At 72.2% G+C, this 21068-nt stretch carries 18 protein-coding genes; 16 read left to right on the forward strand and 2 right to left on the reverse strand.

Going from position 1 to position 21068, the window contains the following annotated elements:
• Positions 1-84: 84 nt before the first annotated feature.
• A complete protein-coding gene (locus tag ACZ6K0_RS30985; protein WP_469228174.1) occupies positions 85-849 on the reverse strand; it encodes an SDR family NAD(P)-dependent oxidoreductase in 765 nt (254 codons plus the stop codon).
• 58 nt (positions 850-907) lie between these two features.
• On the opposite strand from ACZ6K0_RS30985, the gene uvrC reads away from it, so the two are divergent.
• From uvrC to ACZ6K0_RS31035, 10 genes are all read left to right on the forward strand, one after another.
• A complete protein-coding gene (uvrC, locus tag ACZ6K0_RS30990) occupies positions 908-2905 on the forward strand; it encodes an excinuclease ABC subunit UvrC (protein ID WP_376395023.1) in 1998 nt (665 codons plus the stop codon).
• Positions 2902-3945: an RNase adapter RapZ gene (gene rapZ, locus ACZ6K0_RS30995; RefSeq protein WP_469228172.1), complete on the forward strand. Its 1044-nt coding sequence runs from the start codon at positions 2902-2904 to the stop codon at positions 3943-3945. Before uvrC ends, rapZ begins: the two co-directional genes overlap by 4 nt.
• Complete coding sequence (locus ACZ6K0_RS31000) at positions 3942-4967, forward strand: gluconeogenesis factor YvcK family protein (protein WP_376395017.1); 1026 nt, start codon at positions 3942-3944, stop codon at positions 4965-4967. The genes rapZ and ACZ6K0_RS31000 overlap by 4 nt, the downstream gene beginning before the upstream one ends.
• Complete coding sequence (whiA, locus tag ACZ6K0_RS31005; RefSeq protein ID WP_017238652.1) at positions 4958-5947, forward strand: DNA-binding protein WhiA; 990 nt, start codon at positions 4958-4960, stop codon at positions 5945-5947. The genes ACZ6K0_RS31000 and whiA overlap by 10 nt, the downstream gene beginning before the upstream one ends.
• 164 nt (positions 5948-6111) lie before the next feature.
• Positions 6112-9063, forward strand: a complete 2952-nt coding sequence (locus tag ACZ6K0_RS31010; RefSeq protein WP_469228170.1) for a M14 family metallopeptidase — start codon at positions 6112-6114, stop codon at positions 9061-9063.
• Positions 9064-9281: 218 nt separating this feature from the next.
• Positions 9282-10292, forward strand: coding sequence for a type I glyceraldehyde-3-phosphate dehydrogenase (gene gap, locus ACZ6K0_RS31015; RefSeq protein WP_376395010.1), 1011 nt, complete (start codon positions 9282-9284; stop codon positions 10290-10292).
• A 105-nt stretch (positions 10293-10397) separates the two neighbouring features.
• Entirely contained in the window at positions 10398-11609 is a 1212-nt protein-coding gene (locus ACZ6K0_RS31020; protein WP_376395007.1) for a phosphoglycerate kinase, read from the forward strand.
• Positions 11610-11638: 29 nt separating this feature from the next.
• Positions 11639-12394, forward strand: coding sequence for a triose-phosphate isomerase (gene tpiA / locus ACZ6K0_RS31025; protein ID WP_376396114.1), 756 nt, complete (start codon positions 11639-11641; stop codon positions 12392-12394).
• Positions 12395-12491: 97 nt separating this feature from the next.
• On the forward strand, positions 12492-12722 hold the full coding sequence (gene secG / locus ACZ6K0_RS31030; RefSeq protein WP_376395004.1) for a preprotein translocase subunit SecG: 231 nt from the start codon (positions 12492-12494) through the stop codon (positions 12720-12722).
• A gap of 77 nt (positions 12723-12799) precedes the next feature.
• A complete protein-coding gene (locus ACZ6K0_RS31035) occupies positions 12800-13135 on the forward strand; it encodes an RNA polymerase-binding protein RbpA (RefSeq protein ID WP_071891222.1) in 336 nt (111 codons plus the stop codon).
• A 95-nt stretch (positions 13136-13230) separates the two neighbouring features.
• Here ACZ6K0_RS31035 and ACZ6K0_RS31040 read toward each other — a convergent pair whose 3' ends face one another.
• Positions 13231-14082, reverse strand: coding sequence for a MurR/RpiR family transcriptional regulator (locus ACZ6K0_RS31040; protein ID WP_376395001.1), 852 nt, complete (start codon positions 14080-14082; stop codon positions 13231-13233).
• Between the two features lie 84 nt (positions 14083-14166).
• Here ACZ6K0_RS31040 and ACZ6K0_RS31045 point away from each other — a divergent pair, with 84 nt between their 5' ends.
• The 6 genes from ACZ6K0_RS31045 to ACZ6K0_RS31070 all read left to right on the forward strand — a co-directional run bounded on the left by ACZ6K0_RS31045 (position 14167) and on the right by ACZ6K0_RS31070 (position 21064).
• Positions 14167-15117, forward strand: coding sequence for an N-acetylglucosamine kinase (locus ACZ6K0_RS31045; RefSeq protein WP_469228166.1), 951 nt, complete (start codon positions 14167-14169; stop codon positions 15115-15117).
• Between the two features lie 62 nt (positions 15118-15179).
• A complete protein-coding gene (locus ACZ6K0_RS31050; RefSeq protein ID WP_376394995.1) occupies positions 15180-15956 on the forward strand; it encodes a sugar isomerase domain-containing protein in 777 nt (258 codons plus the stop codon).
• An 86-nt stretch (positions 15957-16042) separates the two neighbouring features.
• Positions 16043-17266, forward strand: coding sequence for an MFS transporter (locus ACZ6K0_RS31055; protein ID WP_469228164.1), 1224 nt, complete (start codon positions 16043-16045; stop codon positions 17264-17266).
• 51 nt (positions 17267-17317) lie between these two features.
• Positions 17318-18973, forward strand: coding sequence for a glucose-6-phosphate isomerase (pgi, locus tag ACZ6K0_RS31060; protein ID WP_469228816.1), 1656 nt, complete (start codon positions 17318-17320; stop codon positions 18971-18973).
• Positions 18974-18977: 4 nt separating this feature from the next.
• Positions 18978-19478 (forward strand): PH domain-containing protein, encoded by a 501-nt coding sequence (locus tag ACZ6K0_RS31065; RefSeq protein WP_386295843.1) that lies wholly within the window; start codon positions 18978-18980, stop codon positions 19476-19478.
• A complete protein-coding gene (locus tag ACZ6K0_RS31070) occupies positions 19475-21064 on the forward strand; it encodes a PH domain-containing protein (RefSeq protein ID WP_469228162.1) in 1590 nt (529 codons plus the stop codon). Before ACZ6K0_RS31065 ends, ACZ6K0_RS31070 begins: the two co-directional genes overlap by 4 nt.
• The last annotated feature ends 4 nt before the right edge of the window (positions 21065-21068 follow it).

A 21068-nucleotide genomic window follows, 5' to 3' on the forward strand; every position in this document is an offset into this window, starting at 1 on the left:
CCGTCCACAGCCCACGACGCTCCGTAGCAGGAGGGGCCGGCACCAACCCGGCGGGCGCTGACACGCCCGCCGGGCCGGCGCTCATCAGCGGGCCAGGTAGCCGCCGTCTACCGGGAGGATCGCGCCCGTGATGAAGGACGCTTCGGCCGAGGCCAGGAAGAGGATCGCCGCCGCCACCTCCTCCGGCGTGCCGAAGCGGGCCATGGGGTGGGCCCGGAGGACCTCGGAGAGGTACTCCGGGCCGCCGGGCTCCACGCGGGCCGCCGCGACCCGCTCCGTCTCGATCGTGCCCGGGGCCACCGCGTTCACCCGGATCCCGCGCTCCGCCCACTCCACCGCCAGGTGCTTGGTCAGCCCGCTCGCGACGAACTTCGCCGGACCGTAGACCGCCTGCCGTGCCTGCCCGGCGACCCCCGAGATCGACGACGTGCACACGATCGCCCCGCCGCCCGAGGCGAGCATGGCCTCGATCGCGTACTTGCAGGTCAGGAACATGCCCCGGCCGTCGACGGCCATGACCGCGTCGAAGTCCGCCCCATCCGCCTCGGTGATGTCGAGTAGCGGGATGACGCCCGCGTTGGCCACGAGCACGTCGAGCCGTCCGAAGCGCTCCACCGCCGTGTCGATCATCCGCCGTGCGTCCTCCGCCAGGGAGACGTCGCCGATCACGGGGACGACCCCCTCCAGCGTCGCGAGACCGTCCCCGTCGAGGTCCGCGGCCACGACCCGCGCGCCTTCGGAGAGGAAACGCTTCGTCGTCGCCCGGCCGATCCCGCTCGCCGCGCCCGTGATCACGCACACCCGGTCCGCCAGCCGTCCCGCGGCCCGTCCCGTCACCTGATTCGCCATGCTTCGCCAACGAGTGCGCGAGGCCGGAGTGTCGGTCCCCGCCAGTAGGGTGGGGAGTATGGCAGACCCCTCCAGCTACCGCCCCAAGCCGGGGCAGATCCCCGACTCGCCGGGGGTCTACAAATTCCGCGACGACCACCGCCGGGTGATCTACGTGGGGAAGGCGAAGTCCCTGCGTCAGCGGCTGGCGAACTACTTCCAGCCGCTCGTGAGCCTGCACCCGCGCACGGCCACCATGGTGACGACCGCCGCCTCCGTGGAGTGGACCGTCGTCTCGACCGAGGTCGAGGCGCTCCAGCTGGAGTACTCCTGGATCAAGGAGTTCGACCCCCGGTTCAACGTCAAGTACCGGGACGACAAGAGCTATCCGTACCTCGCGGTCACGCTCAACGAGGAGTTCCCGCGCGTCCAGGTCCTGCGCGGTCACAAGAAGAAGGGCGTGCGCTACTTCGGTCCGTACGCGCACGCGTGGGCGATCCGCGAGACCGTCGACCTGATGCTGCGGGTCTTTCCGGTGCGGACCTGCTCGGCGGGAGTGTTCCGGAACGCCGCTTCGGCCGGCCGCCCCTGCCTCCTCGGCTACATCGGCAAGTGCTCGGCGCCGTGCGTCGGCCGGGTCACGCCCGAGGAGCACCGCGAACTGGCCGAGGAGTTCTGCGACTTCATGGCCGGCCGCACCGGCACGTACATCCGCCGGCTGGAGAAGCAGATGATGCTCGCCGCCGCGGACATGGAGTACGAGAAGGCCGGCCGGCTCCGGGACGACATAGAGGCCCTGCGCCGGGCCATGGAGAAGAGCGCGGTCGTCCTCGCCGACGCCACCGACGCCGACCTGATCGCCCTCGCCGAGGACGAGCTTGAGGCCGCCGTCCAGATCTTCCACGTCCGCGGCGGGCGCGTGCGCGGCCAGCGCGGCTGGGTCACGGACAAGGTGGAGGCCGTCGACACGGCCGGGCTCGTCGAGCACGCGATCCAGCAGCTGTACGGGGAGGAGAGCGGCGACGCCGTCCCCAAGGAGGTCCTGGTCCCGGCGCTCCCGGAGGACGCCGAGGCCGTCACCGCCTGGCTCTCCGGCCGTCGCGGCTCCAACGTCTCGCTGCGGATCCCGCAGCGCGGCGACAAGAAGGACCTGATGGAGACGGTCGCGCGCAACGCGCAGCAGGCCCTCGTCCTGCACAAGACCAAGCGCGCCAGCGACCTGACCACCCGCTCCCGGGCCCTGGAGGAGATCGCCGAGGCCCTGGACCTGGACTCGGCGCCGCTGCGGATCGAGTGCTTCGACATCTCCCACCTCCAGGGCGAGGACGTCGTCGCCTCGATGGTCGTCTTCGAGGACGGGCTGCCCAGGAAGAGCGAGTACCGCCGCTTCCAGATCAAGGGCTTCGAGGGACAGGACGACGTCCGCTCGATGCACGAGGTGATCAGCCGGCGCTTCAAGCGCTATCTCGCCGAGAAGGAGAAGACCGGCGAGTGGGTCGACGGGGACGTGCCGGAGGGCGAGGTCCCCGCGCAGGCCCCCGGCGAGGACGACGGCCGGCCCAAGCGCTTCGCGTACCCGCCCCAGCTCGTCGTCGTCGACGGCGGGCAGCCGCAGGTCGCCGCCGCCCGGCGCGCGCTCGACGAGCTCGGCATCGACGACATCGCGGTCTGCGGGCTCGCCAAGCGCCTGGAGGAGGTCTGGCTCCCCGGCGACGACGACCCGGTGGTGCTGCCCCGCTCCAGCGAGGGCCTCTACCTCCTCCAGCGCGTGCGTGACACGGCTCACGACTTCGCCATCCGCTACCAGCGCTCCAAGCGGACGAAACGCATCCGGACCAGCCCCCTTGACGCGGTCCCGGGTCTCGGCGAGACGCGGAAACAGGCGTTGATCAAGCATTTCGGCTCGGTGAAGCGGCTCCGGCAGGCGACAATCGAGCAGATCTGCGAGGTCCCCGGCATGGGCCGGAAGACCGCGGAGTCGGTGGTCGTGGCCCTCGCCCAGGCGGCCCCGGCCGCACCCGCCGTGAACACGGCGACAGGAGAGATCATGGAAGACGACGGGGGCGGCACGGCATGACCGCGCACGAGCAGCACGACGAGAACGAGCAGCACGAGCAGCACGAGCAGCACGACGAGAACGAGCAGCAGGACCAGCAGGACCAGAGCGAAGAGCAAGACCAGCACGACCGAGAAGACGGAGCAGGACACGTGAGTACGGGCACGAAGGAGACCCCCGGCGACAACGGCGCCGAGGCGGCCATTCCCGAGCTGGTGATCATCTCCGGCATGTCCGGAGCCGGCCGGTCCACCGCGGCGAAGTGTCTGGAGGACCTCGGCTGGTTCGTCGTGGACAACCTGCCGCCCGCGCTGATCCCCACCATGGTGGAGCTCGGCGCCCGCTCCCAGGGCAACGTCGCGCGGATCGCCGTCGTCGTGGACGTCCGCGGCCGGCAGTTCTTCGACAACCTCAGGGACTCCCTCGCCGACCTCGACTCCAAGCAGGTCACCCGCCGGATCGTCTTCCTGGAGTCGTCCGACGACGCCCTGGTCCGGCGCTTCGAGTCGGTCCGCAGGCCGCACCCCCTCCAGGGCGACGGCCGGATCACCGACGGCATCGCCGCCGAGCGCGACCTGCTGCGCGAGCTGCGCGGCGACGCCGACCTGGTGATCGACACCTCCAGCCTCAACGTCCACGAGCTGCGCGCCAAGATGGACGCCCAGTTCGCCGGGGACGAGGAGCCCGAGCTCCGGGCGACCGTCATGTCCTTCGGCTTCAAGTACGGCCTGCCGGTCGACGCCGACCTCGTCGTCGACATGCGCTTCCTGCCGAACCCGCACTGGGTCCCCGAGCTGCGCCCCTTCACCGGCCTCAACGAGGAGGTGTCGAACTACGTCTACAACCAGCCCGGCGCCAAGGAGTTCCTGGACCGCTACACGGAGCTCCTCCAGCTGATCGCCGCGGGCTACCGCCGCGAGGGCAAGCGGTACGTGACCATCGCCGTGGGCTGCACGGGCGGCAAGCACCGCTCCGTCGCCACCGCCGAGAGGCTCGCCGCCCGCATCGCCGCCGAAGGGGTCGAGACCGTCGTCGTGCACCGGGACATGGGGCGCGAGTGAAGCCGTACCGCCGCCGCGCCTCCACCCTGACGGCGCGGCGCTCGCTCCGCAGACGAGGTGCCCAGCCCAAGGTCGTCGCCCTGGGCGGCGGCATGGGCCTGTCGGCCTCCCTGGCCGCCCTCCGCCGGATCACCGGTGACCTCACCGCCGTCGTCACCGTCGCCGACGACGGGGGCTCCAGCGGCCGGCTCCGGGAGGAGCTCGGCGTGCTGCCCCCGGGCGACCTGCGCAAGGCGCTCGCCGCGCTGTGCGGGGACGACGACTGGGGCCAGACCTGGGCCCGGGTGATCCAGCACCGCTTCCAGTCCAAGGGCGAGATGCACGGCCACGCCGTCGGCAATCTGCTGATCGTCGCCCTCTGGGAACAGCTCGGCGACCCCGTGCAGGCCCTGGACCTGGTGGGCAGGCTGCTCGGCGCCCAGGGCCGGGTGCTGCCCATGTCCGCCGTACCGCTGGAGCTCCAGGCCCTGGTCAAGGGTCACGACCCGGAGCGGCCGGAGGACGTGGACACCGTGCGGGGGCAGGCGACGGTGGCGCTCACCCCGGGTGAGGTGCAGTCCGTGCACCTCGTGCCGCACGACCCGCCGGCCGTGCCCGAGGCGGTCGCGGCCGTGCTCGACGCGGACTGGGTGGTCGTGGGTCCGGGCTCCTGGTTCTCCTCGGTGATCCCGCACCTTCTGGTCCCCGAAATCCTCGACGCGCTCGTGGAGACGAAGGCCCGGAAGGTGCTCTCGCTGAACCTCGCGCCGCAGCCCGGAGAAACAGAGGGCTTCTCTCCGCAGCGTCATTTGGAGGTTTTGGGACGACACGCCCCTAAACTCGCCCTGGACGTGGTGCTCGCCGACGAGGCAGCCGTGCCCGATCGCGAGTCCCTCGCCGATGCCGCCAAGCGGCTCGGTGCCGCGGTCGAGCTGGCGCCGGTGGCCGGGCCCGACGGCTCCGCGAAGCATGACCCGGAGCTGTTGGCCGCCGCGTACGACCGTATTTTTCGGATGCATGGAAGGATCGGCCCATGGCGATGACGGCAGCGGTGAAGGACGAGATCTCCCGGCTTCCCGTCACCCGGACCTGCTGCAGGAAGGCAGAGGTCTCGTCGATCCTGCGGTTCGCGGGCGGGCTGCACCTGGTGAGCGGCCGCATCGTGATCGAGGCGGAGCTGGACACGGCGATGGCGGCGCGCCGCCTGAAGCGGGACATTCTGGAGATCTTCGGACACAGCTCCGAACTGATCGTGATGGCCCCCGGCGGGCTGCGGCGCGGCTCGCGCTTCGTGGTGCGGGTGGTGGCCGGCGGCGACCAGCTGGCCCGCCAGACGGGCCTCGTGGACGGCAGGGGCCGCCCCATCCGGGGTCTCCCCCCGCAGGTGGTCTCCGGCGCGACCTGTGACGCGGAGGCGGCCTGGCGCGGCGCCTTCCTCGCCCACGGCTCGCTGACCGAGCCCGGCCGGTCCTCCTCCCTGGAGGTCACCTGCCCGGGACCGGAGGCGGCGCTCGCCCTGGTCGGCGCGGCCCGTCGGCTCTCCATCGCGGCGAAGGCCCGCGAGGTGCGGGGCGTGGACCGGGTCGTCGTCCGCGACGGCGACGCGATCGGCGCCCTGCTGACCCGGCTCGGCGCGCACGAGTCGGTGCTGGCCTGGGAGGAGCGGCGGATGCGGCGCGAGGTCCGCGCCACGGCCAACCGCCTGGCCAACTTCGACGACGCCAACCTGCGCCGCTCGGCGCGGGCCGCGGTCGCCGCGGGGGCCCGGGTGCAGCGCGCCCTGGAGATCCTCGCCGAGGAGGTGCCCGAGCACCTCGCCGCCGCGGGCCGCCTCCGCATGGAGCACAAGCAGGCCTCCCTGGAGGAGCTGGGCGCGCTCGCCGACCCGCCGCTGACCAAGGACGCGGTGGCCGGACGGATCCGCCGTCTCCTCGCGATGGCCGACAAGCGGGCGCAGGACCTGGGCATTCCCGGGACCGAGTCCAACCTGACCGAGGAGCTCGACGACAGCCTGGTCGGCTGACCGGCCCCCGTCGCCGTACGGAATCACGAACTCCACGCTGCCGGTGCCCTTCTGAGGCACCGGCAGCTTTTCCGTACCACCGCGAGGCACCCTTGACAGGCCCATGGGTGCCCATGAGCCTGGCGTCTGTTCACCTTCGTGGCAGGCAACAGCAAGGGGGGCTCATGAGACGCAGAGCGAGATCGATCCTCGCCGCGGCTTCACTGCTGATCGCGGGAGTGGCGGCGGCACCCGTCGCCGGAGCACAGCCGAACGACCGGGACGGCGGCGACGCCCTCTCCGTATGGCGCGCCAAGGTCACGCAGGAGCAGGTTCCGCTGCTCCTCGACGCCGGCGCCGACGCCCATGAGATGACCGAGCAGGTGCCCGACCAGGGCTCCGCGACGGTCGAGCTCTTCCTCACCGACCGGCAGGCGGGGCAGCTGCGCGGCCAGGGGGTCGAGCTCGCCGAGCACACCCTGACCGAGCGGGCCGAGCAGCGGAACGCCGCCGCCGGCGACGGCGTCTTCCGCCCGTACGGCGGTCCGAACGGCCTCAAGCAGGAGATCCTCGACACCGCCCGGGCCAACCCCGGCATCACCAAGGTCGTCTCCATCGGCAAGACCCTCAAGGGCCAGGACATCCTCGCCCTCAAGGTCAGCAAGGGCGCGCAGCGCGTCAAGGACGGCTCCAAGCCCGCCACGCTGTACATGTCCAACCAGCACGCGCGCGAGTGGATCACCCCCGAGATGACGCGGCGGCTGCTCCACCACTACCTCGACGGCTACGGCAAGGACGAGCGGCTCACCCGGATCGTCGACTCCACCGAACTGTGGTTCGTGCTCTCCGCCAACCCGGACGGCTACGACTTCACCCACGCCGACCCCGACAACCGGCAGTGGCGCAAGAACCTCCGCGACAACGACGGGGACGGGCGGATCACGTCGGGCGACGGCGTCGACCTCAACCGCAACTTCGCCTACAAGTGGGGCTACGACAACGAGGGTTCGTCCCCCGACCCGGCCGACGAGACCTTCCGCGGCACCGGCCCCGTGTCCGAGCCCGAGACCAAGGCCCTCGACGCCTTCCAGAAGCGGATCGGCTTCTCGTACGGCATCAACTACCACTCGGCCGCGCAGCTCCTGCTGTACGGCGTCGGCTGGCAGGTCGCCACCGACACCCCCGACGACGTGGCCCTCAAGGCCCTCGCCGGCACCCCGCAGAACTCGGCCGTGCCCGGCTACCGGCCGCAGGTCTCCTCGGAGCTGTACATCACCAACGGCGAGGCGGACGGACACGCCGCCAACGTCAACGGGATGCAGATGTTCACCCCGGAGATGTCGACCTGCGCCACCGCCTCCCGGGTCGACCCGAACGACGCCTGGAACCCGGCCGACTGCGCCTCCGTCTTCACCTTCCCGGACGACGAGAAGCTGATCCAGGCCGAGTTCGCCAAGAACATCCCGTTCGCGCTCGCCGTCGCCGAGACCGCCGCCCACCCGGACCGGCCCGTCTCCCCGGTCGGCATCGACGCCCCCGACCTCACCCCGGCCGCCTTCACCGCCTCCTACGCCCGCGGCGGGGAGCAGGAGGTCGCCGTCACCGCGCGCAAGTCCCTGCGCGACAAGACCCTCACCTACCGGATCAACGGCGGCCGCACCCACCGCGAGGACCTCGACGCCTGGAAGGGCGGCGAGACCTACGGCGGCGAGGACAACCTCTACTTCGACGAGTACCGCGCCGAGGTCGAGGGCGCCCGGCCCGGCGACTCCGTCGAGGTCCGCTTCACCGCCCGCACCCGCGAGGGCCGCGCCACCGCCTCCGCCCCCTTCACCTACAAGGTGGCCGAGCGGCCCCGCGGCGACGTCCTCGTCCTCGCCGACGAGGGCGGCACCACCGCCGCGAAGCACACCGCCGCGTACGTGAAGGCGCTCGCCGACAGCGGGCGCAAGGCCGCCGTCTGGGACGTCGCCACCCAGGGCACCCCGGACGCCCTCGGCGTCCTCTCCCACTTCCGCACCGTCGTCTGGTACACCGGCGCCGAGCGGCCCTCCGGGCCCACCCAGCTCGCCGTCCGCGCCTACCTCAACGAGGGCGGGAAGCTGATCAACGCCGGCGAGAAGTCCGGCGGACTCACCGAGGTCGGCCGGGCCGAGACCAACGACTTCGCCCAGTACTACCTCGGCGCCTACCACCGGGCCGGCCTCGGGCAGCCGCCCGCCTTCGCCGGCACCGGCGCCTTCGCCGGCGTCGGCGCGAGCCTCGGCGCCGCCGCCGACAACCCGCTGGACAACGCCGGCGCGTACACCGTCACCTCGGACACCCTGAAGCCGAAGGAGTTCCCGCAGTTCGCGAGCAGCGCCTCCGCCGGTGACTACCCGGGCGTCCGCACCCCCTTCGAGCCCGCCGAGGGCACGACCTTCGCGGCCGTCAAGCACGCCGACGGCACCTGGGCCCGGCTCGGCAGGACCGTCGACCTCACCGGCGTCCCCGCCGCGTCGAAGCCGCGCCTGGACTTCCAGGTCAGCTACGACACCGAGCCCGGCTACGACAACGTCATCGTCGAGGCCCACACCGTCGGCCAGGACGACTGGACGACCCTGCCCGACACCAACGGCGGCACCTCCACCGCGCCCCCGGCCGACTGCGGCGAGGGCTACTACGTCCGCGGCCACCCCTTCCTCGCCCGCTACCTCACCGTCGGCGAGGACGGCTGCGCGTCGACCGGCACCACCGGCTCCTGGAACGCCTTCACCGGCCCCTCCAACGGCTGGCGGCAGGCCTCCGTCGACCTGAGCGCCTGGGCGGGCAAGCAGGTCGAGCTCTCGATCTCGTACGTCTCCGACCCCGGTACGGGAGAGATGGGTGCCTTCGTCGACGACACCCGGCTCGTCACCGGCACCACCACGCAGGCGGAGGGCTTCGAGACCGGCCTCGGCGCCTGGTCGGTCCCGGGCGCACCGGAGGGCAGCCCCGGCAACGGCGCCGACTGGACGCGCTCCGCGGCGCTCTTCCACTCCCAGGCCGCCGTCACCACCCGGGACACCGTCCTCCTCGGCTACGGCCTGGAGCACGTGCCCGGTGCGACCGAGCGGGCGAGGCTCGTCGGCCGCGCCCTCGCGGTGCTCCGGCGCTGACGGAGAGTAGTGGGGACAAAGGTCCCACGACGGCCCGTACCCGTTGGTAGGTGCGGGCCGTCGGCCGTTTTTCCTCACTTTCCGGGCTCGTACGGTTGCGCTCGATGTCACTCCCAGGGTCCCGGAGAGGTAGGGTCGTAAGCGGTCGGGGACATCCCTAAAAACAAAAATCTCGCCGGCGTCGAGCACACCGGCGTACCTAACGAGGAGATCGGTTCGTGACGATCCGCGTAGGCATCAACGGCTTTGGCCGCATCGGCCGGAACTACTTCCGCGCGCTCCTTGATCAGGGTGCTGACATCGAGATCGTGGCCGTCAACGACCTGGGTGACACCGCGACCACCGCGCACCTTCTGAAGTACGACACCATCCTGGGGCGCCTCAAGGCCGAGGTCACCCACACCGCCGACACCATCACCGTCGACGGCCGCACCATCAAGGTGCTCTCCGAGCGCAACCCGGCCGACATCCCCTGGGGCGAGCTCGGCGTCGACATCGTCATCGAGTCGACCGGCATCTTCACCAAGAAGGCCGACGCCGAGAAGCACATCGCCGGCGGCGCCAAGAAGGTCCTCATCTCGGCTCCGGCCTCCGACGAGGACATCACCATCGTCATGGGCGTCAACCAGGACAAGTACGACGCGGCCAAGCACCACGTCATCTCGAACGCGTCCTGCACGACCAACTGTGTCGCGCCGATGGCCAAGGTTCTCGACGAGAACTTCGGCATCGTCAAGGGCCTGATGACCACGGTCCACGCGTACACCAACGACCAGCGCATCCTGGACTTCCCGCACAAGGACCTGCGCCGCGCCCGCGCCGCCGCGGAGAACATCATCCCGACCACGACGGGTGCCGCCAAGGCCACCGCCCTGGTCCTCCCGCAGCTCAAGGGCAAGCTCGACGGCATCGCGATGCGCGTCCCGGTCCCGACCGGTTCCGCCACCGACCTGGTCGTCACCCTGGACCGCGAGGTCACCAAGGACGAGGTCAACGCCGCGTTCAAGAAGGCCGCCGACGACGGCGACCTCAAGGGCATCCTGTACTACACCGAGGACCCGATCGTGTCCTCGGACATCGTGAGCGACCCGGCCTCCTGCACCTTCGACGCCTCCCTGACCATGGTTCAGGAAGGCACCACGGTGAAGATCCTGGGTTGGTACGACAACGAGTGGGGCTACTCCAACCGTCTCGTCGACCTCACCGTCTTCGTCGGCGGCCAGCTCTAAACTTCAGGGCAGGCTTTCGATGTGAGCAGGGCTCGGGCAGCGCAACGCCGCGCTGTCTGAGCCCTGTCTCGTGTGCTCCACCGCGTACCAAGGAGTCTGTGACAGATGAAGACGATCGACGAGCTTCTCGCCGAAGGCGTCTCCGGCAAGCGGGTGTTCGTCCGCGCCGACCTCAACGTGCCCCTCGACGGCACGACCATCACCGACGACGGCCGCATCCGCGCCGTCGTCCCCACGGTGAAGGCACTCGCCGACGCCGGCGCCCGTGTCGTGGTCGCCTCGCACCTGGGCCGCCCCAAGGGCGCCCCGGACCCGGCGTTCTCGCTCGCCCCGGCCGCCGCTCGCCTCGGTGAGCTGCTCGGCGCCGAGGTGGCCTTCGCGACCGACACGGTCGGCGATTCCGCCACCGCCACCGTCGCCGGCCTCGCCGACGGCGGGGTCGCCGTGATCGAGAACCTCCGGTTCAACGCCGGCGAGACCTCGAAGGACGACGCCGAGCGCGGCGCCTTCGCGGACCAGCTGGCCGCGCTCGCCGACCTGTACGTCGGCGACGGCTTCGGCGCCGTGCACCGCAAGCACGCCTCGGTCTTCGACCTCCCGGCGCGCCTCCCGCACGCCGCGGGCTACCTCATCGCCACCGAGGTCGGCGTCCTGAAGAAGCTCACGGACGACGTCCGGCGGCCGTACGTGGTCGCGCTCGGCGGCGCCAAGGTCTCCGACAAGCTCGGGGTCATCGACCACCTCCTGGAGAAGGCCGACCGCATCCTCATCGGCGGCGGCATGGCGTACACCTTCCTCAAGGCCCAGGGCCACGAGGTCGGCATCTCGCTGCTCCAGGAGGACCAGATCCCGGCGGTCAAGGAGTACCTGGAGCGCGCCGAGGCCCGCGGGGTGGAGTTCGTGCTCCCCGTCGACGTCCTCGTCTCGCCCGAGTTCCCGGACCTGAAGACCAAGGCTCCGGCCAACCCGACCACGGTCGCCGCGGACGCCATCCCGGCGGACGAGGAGGGCCTGGACATCGGCCCGGAGACCCGTAAGCTCTACGCCTCGAAGCTCGCCGACGCGGGAACCGTCTTCTGGAACGGTCCGATGGGCGTCTTCGAGCACCCCGACTACGCCGAGGGCACCAAGGCCGTCGCCCAGGCGCTCGTCGACTCCCCGGCCTTCACGGTGGTCGGTGGTGGCGACTCCGCCGCCGCCGTCCGCATCCTGGGCTTCGACGAGAAGGCATTCGGCCACATTTCGACCGGCGGCGGCGCCTCCCTCGAGTACCTCGAGGGCAAGACGCTTCCCGGCCTCGCCGCACTGGAGGACTGAACACCTTGAGCAGCACCCGCACCCCGCTGATGGCGGGCAACTGGAAGATGAACCTCAATCACCTCGAGGCCATCGCCCACGTCCAGAAGCTCGCCTTCGCCCTGACCGACAAGGACTATGACGCCTGTGAGGTCGCCGTCCTGGTCCCCTTCACCGACCTGCGGTCCGTCCAGACCCTGATCGACGGCGACAAGCTGAAGATCAAGTACGGCGCCCAGGACCTCTCGGCCCACGACTCCGGTGCCTACACCGGTGAGATCTCGGGCTCGATGCTGGCCAAGTTCAAGTGCGCCTACGTGGCCGTCGGCCACTCCGAGCGCCGCCAGTACCACGCCGAGAACGACGAGGTCTGCAACGCGAAGGTGAAGGCCGCCTTCAAGCACGGCGTGACCCCGATCCTCTGCGTCGGCGAGGGCCTGGACATCCGCAAGGCCGGCCAGCAGGTCGCGTACACGCTCGCCCAGCTCGACGGCGGCCTGAAGGACGTCCCGGCCGAGCAGGCCGAGACCATCGTGATCGCGTACGAGCCGGTGTGGGCCATCGGCACGGGCGAGGTCGCCACCCCCGAGGACGCGCAGGAGGTCTGCGGGGCGATCCGCGGCCGTCTCGCGGAGCTGTACTCGCAGGAGCTGGCCGACAAGGTCCGCATCCAGTACGGCGGCTCGGTCAAGTCCGGCAACGTGGCCGCGATCATGGCGCAGCCGGACGTCGACGGCGCCCTGGTGGGCGGCGCGGCGCTGGACGCCGACGAGTTCGTCAAGATCGCGCGCTTCCGCGACCAGTGAGTATGCGGTAGCTGAGTTACGTCGTACCCTTGCGGGGGTCGGGCAGGTGCCCGGCCCCCGTCCGTATAAGTCCGAGGAAGTTGGTTCAGCCGTGGTTATGGGGTTCTCGATCGCCCTGCTCGTCTTCAGCGCGCTGCTGATGCTGCTCGTACTGATGCACAAGGGGAAGGGCGGCGGCCTCTCCGACATGTTCGGTGGCGGCATGCAGTCGTCCGTCGGTGGCTCCTCGGTCGCCGAGCGCAACCTGGACCGGATCACGGTTGTGGTCGGTCTGCTCTGGTTCGCCTGCATTGTGGTACTTGGTCTGCTGATGAAGTTGGACGGGTAACTCCAATCACTGGACGCGCGTTGGGCCTTACGTAGACTGGGGCATCTTCGAGCACCATCACGCAGGGAGTTACGACCGTGGCAAGTGGCAACGCGATCCGGGGAAGCCGGGTCGGAGCGGGGCCGATGGGCGAGGCCGAGCGGGGCGAATCGGCGCCGCGCGCCCGCATCTCCTTCTGGTGCTCGAACGGGCACGAGACGCAGCCGAGCTTCGCCAGCGACGCGGCGATCCCGGAGACCTGGGACTGTCCTCGCTGCGGCTTCCCGGCCGGGCAGGACCGGGACAACCCGCCGGACCCGCCGCGCACGGAGCCGTACAAGACCCACCTCGCCTATGTGCGGGAGCGGCGCAGCGACGCGGACGGCGAGGCCATCCTCGCCGAGGCGCTGGCCAAGCTGCGCGGCGAGATCTGAGCGTGGTGTGACGATGTGACGAACGGGCCTTGCCTGCGAACGCTGTTCGCGGACAAGGCCCGTTCGCCGCTTCGCAGCCGCTATTCCGTCACGCTTCAGCGGTGGCCGTCGGCGATGTGCGCGGTGAGCGCGAGGGACGCCGTCGCCCTGCCGTACGTCAGCTGTGCCACGCGCGCGTAGAGGCAGTCCACGATCAGCAGGACCGAGTGGCGCGTTCCGAAGCCGCCGCGGCGGAAGCCGGTCTCGGCGGAGGTCGAGCCGAGATGGACGCCGGCCGCGCGGGCGACGGGGGAGCGGTGGTCGCCGGTGACCGCGATCGTGGCCGCGCCGCGCTCGGCGGCGAGCCGCAGCGGGCCGAGGACCTCCCGGGTGGCGCCCGAGTGGGAGAAGGCGACGACCGCGTCGGCCGGGGTCAGCAGGGCCGCCGAGGTCTCCGCCGCGTGCACCTCGGTCCGGGCGCGGGCGTCGCAGCCGATGCCGAAGAGCCGGGCCTCGGCCTCCAGGGCGATCACGCCGGAGCCGCCGACCCCGTAGACGTCGATCCGGCGGGCCGCGGCGAGCGTCCGGGCGGCCCGGTCCAGGGCGTCGAGGTCGAGACTCTCCGCGGTCCTGCGCAGCGCCTGGAGGTCGGCCCGCGCGACGACGGAGACGAGCCGGTCCAGCGGGTCGTCGGGGCCGATGTCCGGGCCGAGCGGCCGGGGTTCCGGCTCCTCGGAGTCCACCTGGCCCTGCTCCTTGGCGAGTTCGTACTGGAGGTCCCGGTACGACGGGAGGCCGAGGGCCTGGCAGAAGCGGGTGACGGTGGCCTGGGACGTCCCGGTCCGCTGCCCGACCTCGGATGCGGACGCCTTCGGGACGTCGGCGGGGCGCTCCAGGACCCAGAGGCCGACCTTCCGCAAGGAGCCGGACATCCTGGGCAGTTCGGAGCGGATCAGTGCGGTGATCATGCGGCGCGCCTTCGGTCCGTCGTGTCGTGTCTTCGCGTGGCGGGTCTTGTCGTGCGGTGAATCTATCAACCACCATGCGGACTGATGGACGAATCCAGTATTCACGCGGAGCGCTCATGGGTGGTCGGGATCGACGCGGGCGGTACGCGGATCAGGGCGCGGCTCGCGGACGCGGCGGGCGGTCCGGCCCTCGCTGAGGGGGCGGGTGGTCCGGGCAACGCGCTGAGCGTGGCGCCCGCCGCGCTCGCGCGCCACCTCACGGACGCGCTCCGGGAGGCGCTGCCGGAGGGCGGGGGGCGGCGCGTCCGGGCCGTTGTGGCCGGGTTCGCCGGCGGGGGAGAGGGCGCGGGGCGGGAGCGCGCCCTGACGGCCCTCGCGCGGGCCCTCGACGCGGTGGGCGCGGCGCCCGGCGCGGTCGAGGTGTACGGGGACGCGGAGGTCGCCTTCGCCGCCGGGCCGGGCGCCCCGGCCGACGGGCTCGTCCTGATCGCGGGGACGGGCGCCGCCGCCGCACGGGTGGAGCGGCGCCGCGCCCTCCGGGTCGTGGACGGCGACGGCTGGCTCCTCGGGGACGCGGGCAGCGGCTTCTGGCTCGGCCGCGAGGCGGTCCGGACCGTGCTGCGCGCCCTGGACGGCCGCGGGCCGCGGACCGCGCTCGCCGGGCCGGTGGGCGAGGTGTGCGGCGGGCTCACCAAGGAGGCCGTCGTGCGGTACGCGTACGAGGGGCATCCGGTCCGGCTCGCGGCGCTGAGTCCGCTCGTGGTCGCCGCGGCGGCGGCCGGGGACGGCCCGGCGCGGGAGCTCCTGGACCGGGCGGGAGCCGAACTCCGCGCCACCGTGCGGGCGCTGGGGCCGCGCCCCGGCGAGCCCCTGGTGGTGACGGGCGGGCTCGTCGGTCCGGGCGGCCCGCTGCTCGGCCGGCTGGTGGAGGGGGTGCGGGAGTGGGGCCTCGTCCCCGTGCCCGTACCGGACGGGGTGGCGGGCGCGGTGGCGCTCGCCCGCCTGGCCGGGTCCCTTGACGGCGCGTCACCCTGACTGGTTCATTGATTCGCGTCGATCAGAAGATATGGGTTCACTGAACCAGTGGAGGCTCCGTCATGTCCGCCGCCCTGCCTCGACCCGACCTCGGCGCCGCCCGGTTCGCCGACCACGCCCGCGGCGCCGTCGACCACGCCGTCGCCGCCAACGAGGACACCGTCCCGCTCGCCGCCCGCCTCCTCGCCGACTGCGTCGCCGCCGACGGGGTGATCCACGCCTTCGGCACCGGCCACTCCCAGGCCGCCGCCCTGGAGATCGCGGGCCGGGCCGGCGGCCTCGTCCCCACCAGCCGGATCTCCCTCGCCGACCTCGTCCTGCGCGGCGGCGAGGACCCCGCCGTCCTCGCCGACCCCCTCCTCGAACGCTCCCCGGGCCTCGCCGACCGGCTCTACGCCCTCGCCGACCCCCGCCCGCAGGACCTGTTCGTCGTCATCTCCAACTCCGGCGTCAACAACGCGATCGTCGACCTCGCCCTCAAGGTCACCGCGGCCGGACACCGGCTGATCGCCCTCACCTCGCTCGAACACACCCACGCCGTCCCCGCCCTCCACCCGAGCGGCAAGCGCCTCGCCGACCTCGCCGACGCCGTCCTCGACAACTGCGCCCCCACCGGCGACGCCGTCCTCCCGCTCCCCGGCGGCGGCGGACTGTGCGGGATCTCCACCCTCACCTCCTCGCTCCTCGTCCAGATGACCGTCGCCGAAGCCGTCGCCCTGCTCCTCGCCGAGGGCCACGAACCGCCCGTGTACGTCTCCGCCAACATCCCCGGCGGCCACGAGCGCAACGCCCTCCTCGAAGCCCGCTACGAGGGGCGGCTGCACCGCGGCGGGTACTGACACCGCCGACGCCCGCCGGACCGGCGTTGTCAGTGGCGTCCTCTACGGTCGATCGGGCAAGGGGATCATCGACGCAGGGGGGCGCCGTGACGGCGACCGAGACAGCGGCGGCCAGGGCCGTACCCGACTGGCGAGGCGGCTTCGGACGGTTGTGGACGGCCGCGGTCGTCTCCCGGTTCGGCGACTCGCTGCGTACCGCCGCCCTGCCCCTCCTCGCCGCCTCGCTCACCGACGACCCCCTCCTCATCGCCTCCGTCACCGCCTGCGGCTTCCTGCCCTGGCTGCTCTTCGGACTCCTCGGCGGAGCGGTCGCCGACCGGGTCGACCAGCGACGGGCCATGTGGGCGGTCGACCTCGTCCGCGGTGCGCTCATGGCCGCGTTCGCCGTGGCCGTCGCGCTCGGACACGCCACGATCGCCCTGCTGCTCGTCCTCGCCTTCGCCCTCACGACCCTGCAGACCCTCTTCGACAACGCGGCCACGGCCCTTCTCCCCGCCCTCGTCCCCACCGAGGCCCTCGCCGCGGCCAACGCCCGCCTGATGACCGGTCAGCAGTTCGCGGGCGGCCTCCTCGCCGCGCCCCTGGTGCCCGCCCTGCTCCTCGCAGGCGACGCCGTGCCGTACGTGGCCGACGCCGCCACCTACGTCCTCGCCGCGCTCCTCATCGCCTCCCTGCGGACCGGGGCACCCGAGAGACCGCCCCGCCCGGCCGGGTCCACCCTCCGTAAGGAGATGACCGAAGGGCTCGCCACGCTCCGCCGGGACCGGCCCCTGCGGTGGCTCTGCACGGCCACCACCCTCTGCAACATCGGCATGGGCGCCCTCATCGCCACCCTCGTCGTCCACGTGACGGACGGGCACCAGGCTGGCAGCGCCGGAAACGCCGCATACGCCGCCACCCTCACCGCCTACGCGGTGGGCGGCGTCATCGGCGGCTTCCTCGCCCGCCGCGTCGCCGAGCGGACCGGACGGATACGCGCCGTCGCCCTCGCCGGGACGGTCCAGACGGGCTGCCTGGTCCTGATGGGCGCCGTCCCCGCCCTCGCGGTATCGATCGCCGCCATGGCGGTGTTCGGCTTCATGGGGACGGTGTGGAACGTCAACCAGACGACCCTCATGCAGGAGCGCGCCCCCGAGGGGATGCTCGGCCGCATCGCCGCGGCCTTCCGCACCCTCGCCGTCGCGGGCGCTCCCCTCGGGGCCCTCCTCGGCGGCGCCGCGGCCGCCGGCTGGGGACCGCACACACCGGCCCTCCTCGCGGCGGCACTGTTCGCGCTCGCCGTAGCGTCGTTGGCCCCCCTGATCAATTAGGTTGGAGGGGCAGCGGGGCAGACATACGAGAAGAAGTGGGCGATGTCCGAGATGAACAACGAAGGCCGCACCAGGCTGAACCGGCTGCCCGAGTGGGCGGCCCTCGGCAAGCACCGTGAGCAGCTGGGCGACACCCACCTGCGCGAGCTCTTCGCCGCGGACCCGGCGCGCGGCACCGACCACACCCTGCGGGTCGGCGACCTCTACCTGGACTACTCCAAGCACCTCGTCACCGACGAGACGCTGACCCTGCTGCGCGAACTCGCCGCCGTCACCGGCGTGGCCGAGCTGCGCGACGCCATGTTCCGCGGCGAGAAGATCAACACCACCGAGGACCGCGCGGTCCTCCACACCGCGCTGCGCGCCCCGCGCGGGGCCGTCATCGAGGTCGACGGGGAGAACGTCGTCCCCGGCGTCCATGCCGTCCTCGACACGATGGGCGCGTTCTCCGACAAGGTCCGCGCGGGCGAGTGGACCGGCCACACCGGCAAGCCGGTCAAGAACATCGTGAACATCGGCATCGGCGGCTCCGACCTCGGCCCCGCCATGGCCTACGAGGTCCTGCGCTCCTTCACCCAGCGGGACCTGACGCTCCGTTTCGTCTCCAACGTGGACGGCGCCGACCTCCACGAGGCCGTCCGCGACCTCGACCCCGCCGAGACGCTGTTCATCGTCGCCTCGAAGACCTTCACCACCATCGAGACGATCACCAACGCCACCTCCGCGCGCGACTGGCTCCTCGGCGGCCTCGGCGCCGGCCAGGAGGCCGTCGCCAAGCACTTCGTGGCCCTCTCGACCAACGCCGAGAAGGTCGCCGAGTTCGGCATCGACACCACGAACATGTTCGAGTTCTGGGACTGGGTCGGCGGCCGCTACTCCTACGACTCCGCCATCGGCCTCTCCCTGATGATCGCCATCGGCCCGGAGCGCTTCCGCGAGATGCTCGACGGCTTCCACCTCGTCGACGAGCACTTCCGCACGGCCCCGCCCGAGGAGAACGCGCCGCTGCTGCTCGGCCTCCTCGGCGTCTGGTACGGCGCGTTCTTCGACGCGCAGTCGCACGCCGTCCTGCCGTACTCCCACTACCTCTCCAAGTTCACCGCCTACCTCCAGCAGCTCGACATGGAGTCCAACGGCAAGTCGGTGGACCGCGAGGGCAACCCGGTCGACTGGCAGACCGGCCCCGTCGTCTGGGGCACCCCCGGCACCAACGGGCAGCACGCCTACTACCAGTTGATCCACCAGGGCACCAAGGTCATCCCGGCCGACTTCATCGGCTTCGCCCGGCCCGTCGCCGACCTGCTCCCCGGCCTCGTCGCCCAGCACGACCTGCTGATGGCCAACTTCTTCGCCCAGACCCAGGCGCTCGCCTTCGGCAAGACGCCCGAGGAGGTACGGGCCGAGGGCGTCCCCGAGGAGCTCGTCCCGCACAAGACCTTCCAGGGCAACCACCCGACCACCACGATCCTCGCCGACGCGCTCACCCCGTCCGTCCTCGGCCAGCTGATCGCGCTCTACGAGCACAAGGTCTTCGTCCAGGGCGCGATCTGGAACATCGACTCCTTCGACCAGTGGGGCGTCGAACTCGGCAAGGTCCTCGCCAGGAAGATCGAGCCGGTCCTGACGGAGGGCGAGGGCGGCGAGCACCTCGACAGCTCGACCGCCGGGCTCGTCTCGGCCTACCGCGCGCTGCGCGACCGGGGCTGATCGCATGACGGGGGAGAACGCGGTGCGGCTGCGGCCGCCCAGGAACGCCGTCGACGAGCGGGCCGTCGCCTGGTGGCGGAGCCAGCTCCTGGTGACCACCGCCGTGCCGGTGGTGGTCCTCGCCGTCCTCGGCGCGCTCATCGGGCCCGCCCGGTTCTGGCTGCTGCTCGCGGCCGGGACCGTCGCGGCCCTCGGCCTCGCCTGCGCCGCGTTCTTCCCCGCCTGGTGGTTCCGGGTGCACCGCTGGGAGGTGACCGACGAGGCCGTCTACGTCCGCACCGGGGCCCTGTGGCAGGAGTGGCGGATCGCCCCGATGTCCCGGATCCAGACGGTCGACACCGTACGAGGCCCGCTGGAGCAGCTCTTCCGGCTCGGCACCGTCACGGTGACCACCGCCTCCTCGAAGGGCGCGCTCCGGATCGAGGGCCTCGACCACGAGCTCGCCGCCGAGCTCGGCGAGCGGCTCACGGCCCTCACCCAGGCCACCCCCGGGGACGCCACATGAGCGAGGAGGGGCCCGTCGGGGGAGTACCCGGCGGGGAAGGCCACGACGAGGAGTGGCGGCGCCTGGAGCGGCGCATGCTCCTGGCCACCGCCGCCGTCCTGTGCGGCGTGGCGGGCGGCGCCGGACTGCCCACGTTGGTCGGCCTCGCCGGATCCAGGCCGCTGTGGCAGGCCCTCTCCTGGGTCCTCGCCGGAGCCTTCCTCCTCGTCCTCGGCGGCACCCTCGTCGACTACGTCCGCTTGCGCCGTACCCGCTACCGGATCGGCCCCGAGCGGGTCGAACTCCACACCGGGCTCCTGCTGATCAAACGCCGCTCCCTGGCCCGTGAGCGCATCCGCAGCGTCGACCTCACCGCCAACCCCCTCCAGCGCGTCCTCGGGCTCGTCAAGGTCCGCATCGGCACCGGAGAGAGCACCGGCGGCAGCGAGTCCACGCTCGAACTCGACCTGGTCACCCGCGCCGAGGGCGAGCGCCTCCGCCACGACCTCCTCGCCCGCACCACCACCGACCCCGCCGGCGTTCCCGACGAGGGCGCCCTCGCCACCGTCGACCCGCGCTGGATCCGCTACGCCCCGGTCTCCTTCCTCGCCCCGGCCCTCGGCGGCGCGGCGGCCGGGGCCGTCATGCAGGTCAGCGAGTGGTTCGGCGCCCAGGCCGAGGTCATCGGCTGGATAGGGGACCGCTTCCGGGACGTCTCCCTCACCTGGATGATCGTCGACCTGATCCTCATCGCCACCGTCGTCGGTGCCGTCGGCTCCCTCGGGCTGTGGGTCGAGATGTGGTGGAACCACCGCCTGGAGCGCGAGCCCGGCGGCACCCTCCGCGTCCGCCGCGGCCTCCTCACCGCCCGCTCCGTCTCCATCGAGGAGCGCCGGCTGCGCGGGATCGAGGTCGTCGAGCCGCTGGGCGTACGCCTGGTCGGGGCCGCCCGGGTCGACGCCGTCGCCACCGGCCTCGCCAAGGACGACGGGGACAAGCACGCCGACCTCAAGACCCTGCTGCCGGCCGCGCCCCGGGAGACGGCCGACCGCGTCGCCGCCCAGGTCCTGCGCGAGCCGGAACCGCCCACCGGGGCGCCGCTCGCCGCCCATCCCCGCGCCGCCCGCACCCGCCGGCTGCGCTGGGCCCTCTGGTCCGTCGCCGCCCCGGCCGCCCTCCTCGCCGTCCTCGGGCTGCTCCTCACCCCGGTCCTGCTGTACGTGGCGGCGGGCTGCGTCGTCGTCCTCACCCCGCTCGCCGTGCTCCTCGCCCTCGACGCGTACCGCAGTCTCGGACACGGCGTCAGCGGCGCCTATCTGGTGACCCGTTCGGGCACGGTCCGGCGCGCCACGGTCGCCCTCCAGCGCTCCGGCGTCATCGGCTGGACCGTCAAGCAGTCGTATTTCCAGCGCCGCGCGGGCGTCCTCACGCTGACCGCCACGACGGCGGCCGGCGAGGGCGCCTACGACATCCACGACGCGGGCGAGAGCCAGGGCCTGACCTTCGCCGCCGAGGCCGTACCGGACCTCCTCGCGCCCTTCCTGGAGCCCGTACCGACGCCGGAGGCCCGATCCACCTCCCGCCGGACGAAGTCCAGGGGGAGGTGAACCG

The sequence above is a fragment of the Streptomyces sp. NPDC042346 genome (assembly GCF_055581845.1).

Bases quoted from the DNA above. Each gene is read 5' to 3' on its own strand.
- ACZ6K0_RS30985 (WP_469228174.1), bottom strand. From the start codon at position 849: ATGGCGAATCAGGTGACGGGACGGGCCGCGGGACGGCTGGCGGACCGG.
- uvrC (WP_376395023.1), top strand. From the start codon at position 908: ATGGCAGACCCCTCCAGCTACCGCCCCAAGCCGGGGCAGATCCCCGAC.
- rapZ (WP_469228172.1), top strand. From the start codon at position 2,902: ATGACCGCGCACGAGCAGCACGACGAGAACGAGCAGCACGAGCAGCAC.
- whiA (WP_017238652.1), top strand. From the start codon at position 4,958: ATGGCGATGACGGCAGCGGTGAAGGACGAGATCTCCCGGCTTCCCGTC.
- ACZ6K0_RS31010 (WP_469228170.1), top strand. From the start codon at position 6,112: ATGAGACGCAGAGCGAGATCGATCCTCGCCGCGGCTTCACTGCTGATC.
- ACZ6K0_RS31020 (WP_376395007.1), top strand. From the start codon at position 10,398: ATGAAGACGATCGACGAGCTTCTCGCCGAAGGCGTCTCCGGCAAGCGG.
- tpiA (WP_376396114.1), top strand. From the start codon at position 11,639: ATGGCGGGCAACTGGAAGATGAACCTCAATCACCTCGAGGCCATCGCC.
- secG (WP_376395004.1), top strand. From the start codon at position 12,492: ATGGGGTTCTCGATCGCCCTGCTCGTCTTCAGCGCGCTGCTGATGCTG.
- ACZ6K0_RS31040 (WP_376395001.1), bottom strand. From the start codon at position 14,082: ATGATCACCGCACTGATCCGCTCCGAACTGCCCAGGATGTCCGGCTCC.
- ACZ6K0_RS31045 (WP_469228166.1), top strand. From the start codon at position 14,167: ATGGACGAATCCAGTATTCACGCGGAGCGCTCATGGGTGGTCGGGATC.
- ACZ6K0_RS31050 (WP_376394995.1), top strand. From the start codon at position 15,180: ATGTCCGCCGCCCTGCCTCGACCCGACCTCGGCGCCGCCCGGTTCGCC.
- pgi (WP_469228816.1), top strand. From the start codon at position 17,318: ATGAACAACGAAGGCCGCACCAGGCTGAACCGGCTGCCCGAGTGGGCG.
- ACZ6K0_RS31065 (WP_386295843.1), top strand. From the start codon at position 18,978: ATGACGGGGGAGAACGCGGTGCGGCTGCGGCCGCCCAGGAACGCCGTC.
- ACZ6K0_RS31070 (WP_469228162.1), top strand. From the start codon at position 19,475: ATGAGCGAGGAGGGGCCCGTCGGGGGAGTACCCGGCGGGGAAGGCCAC.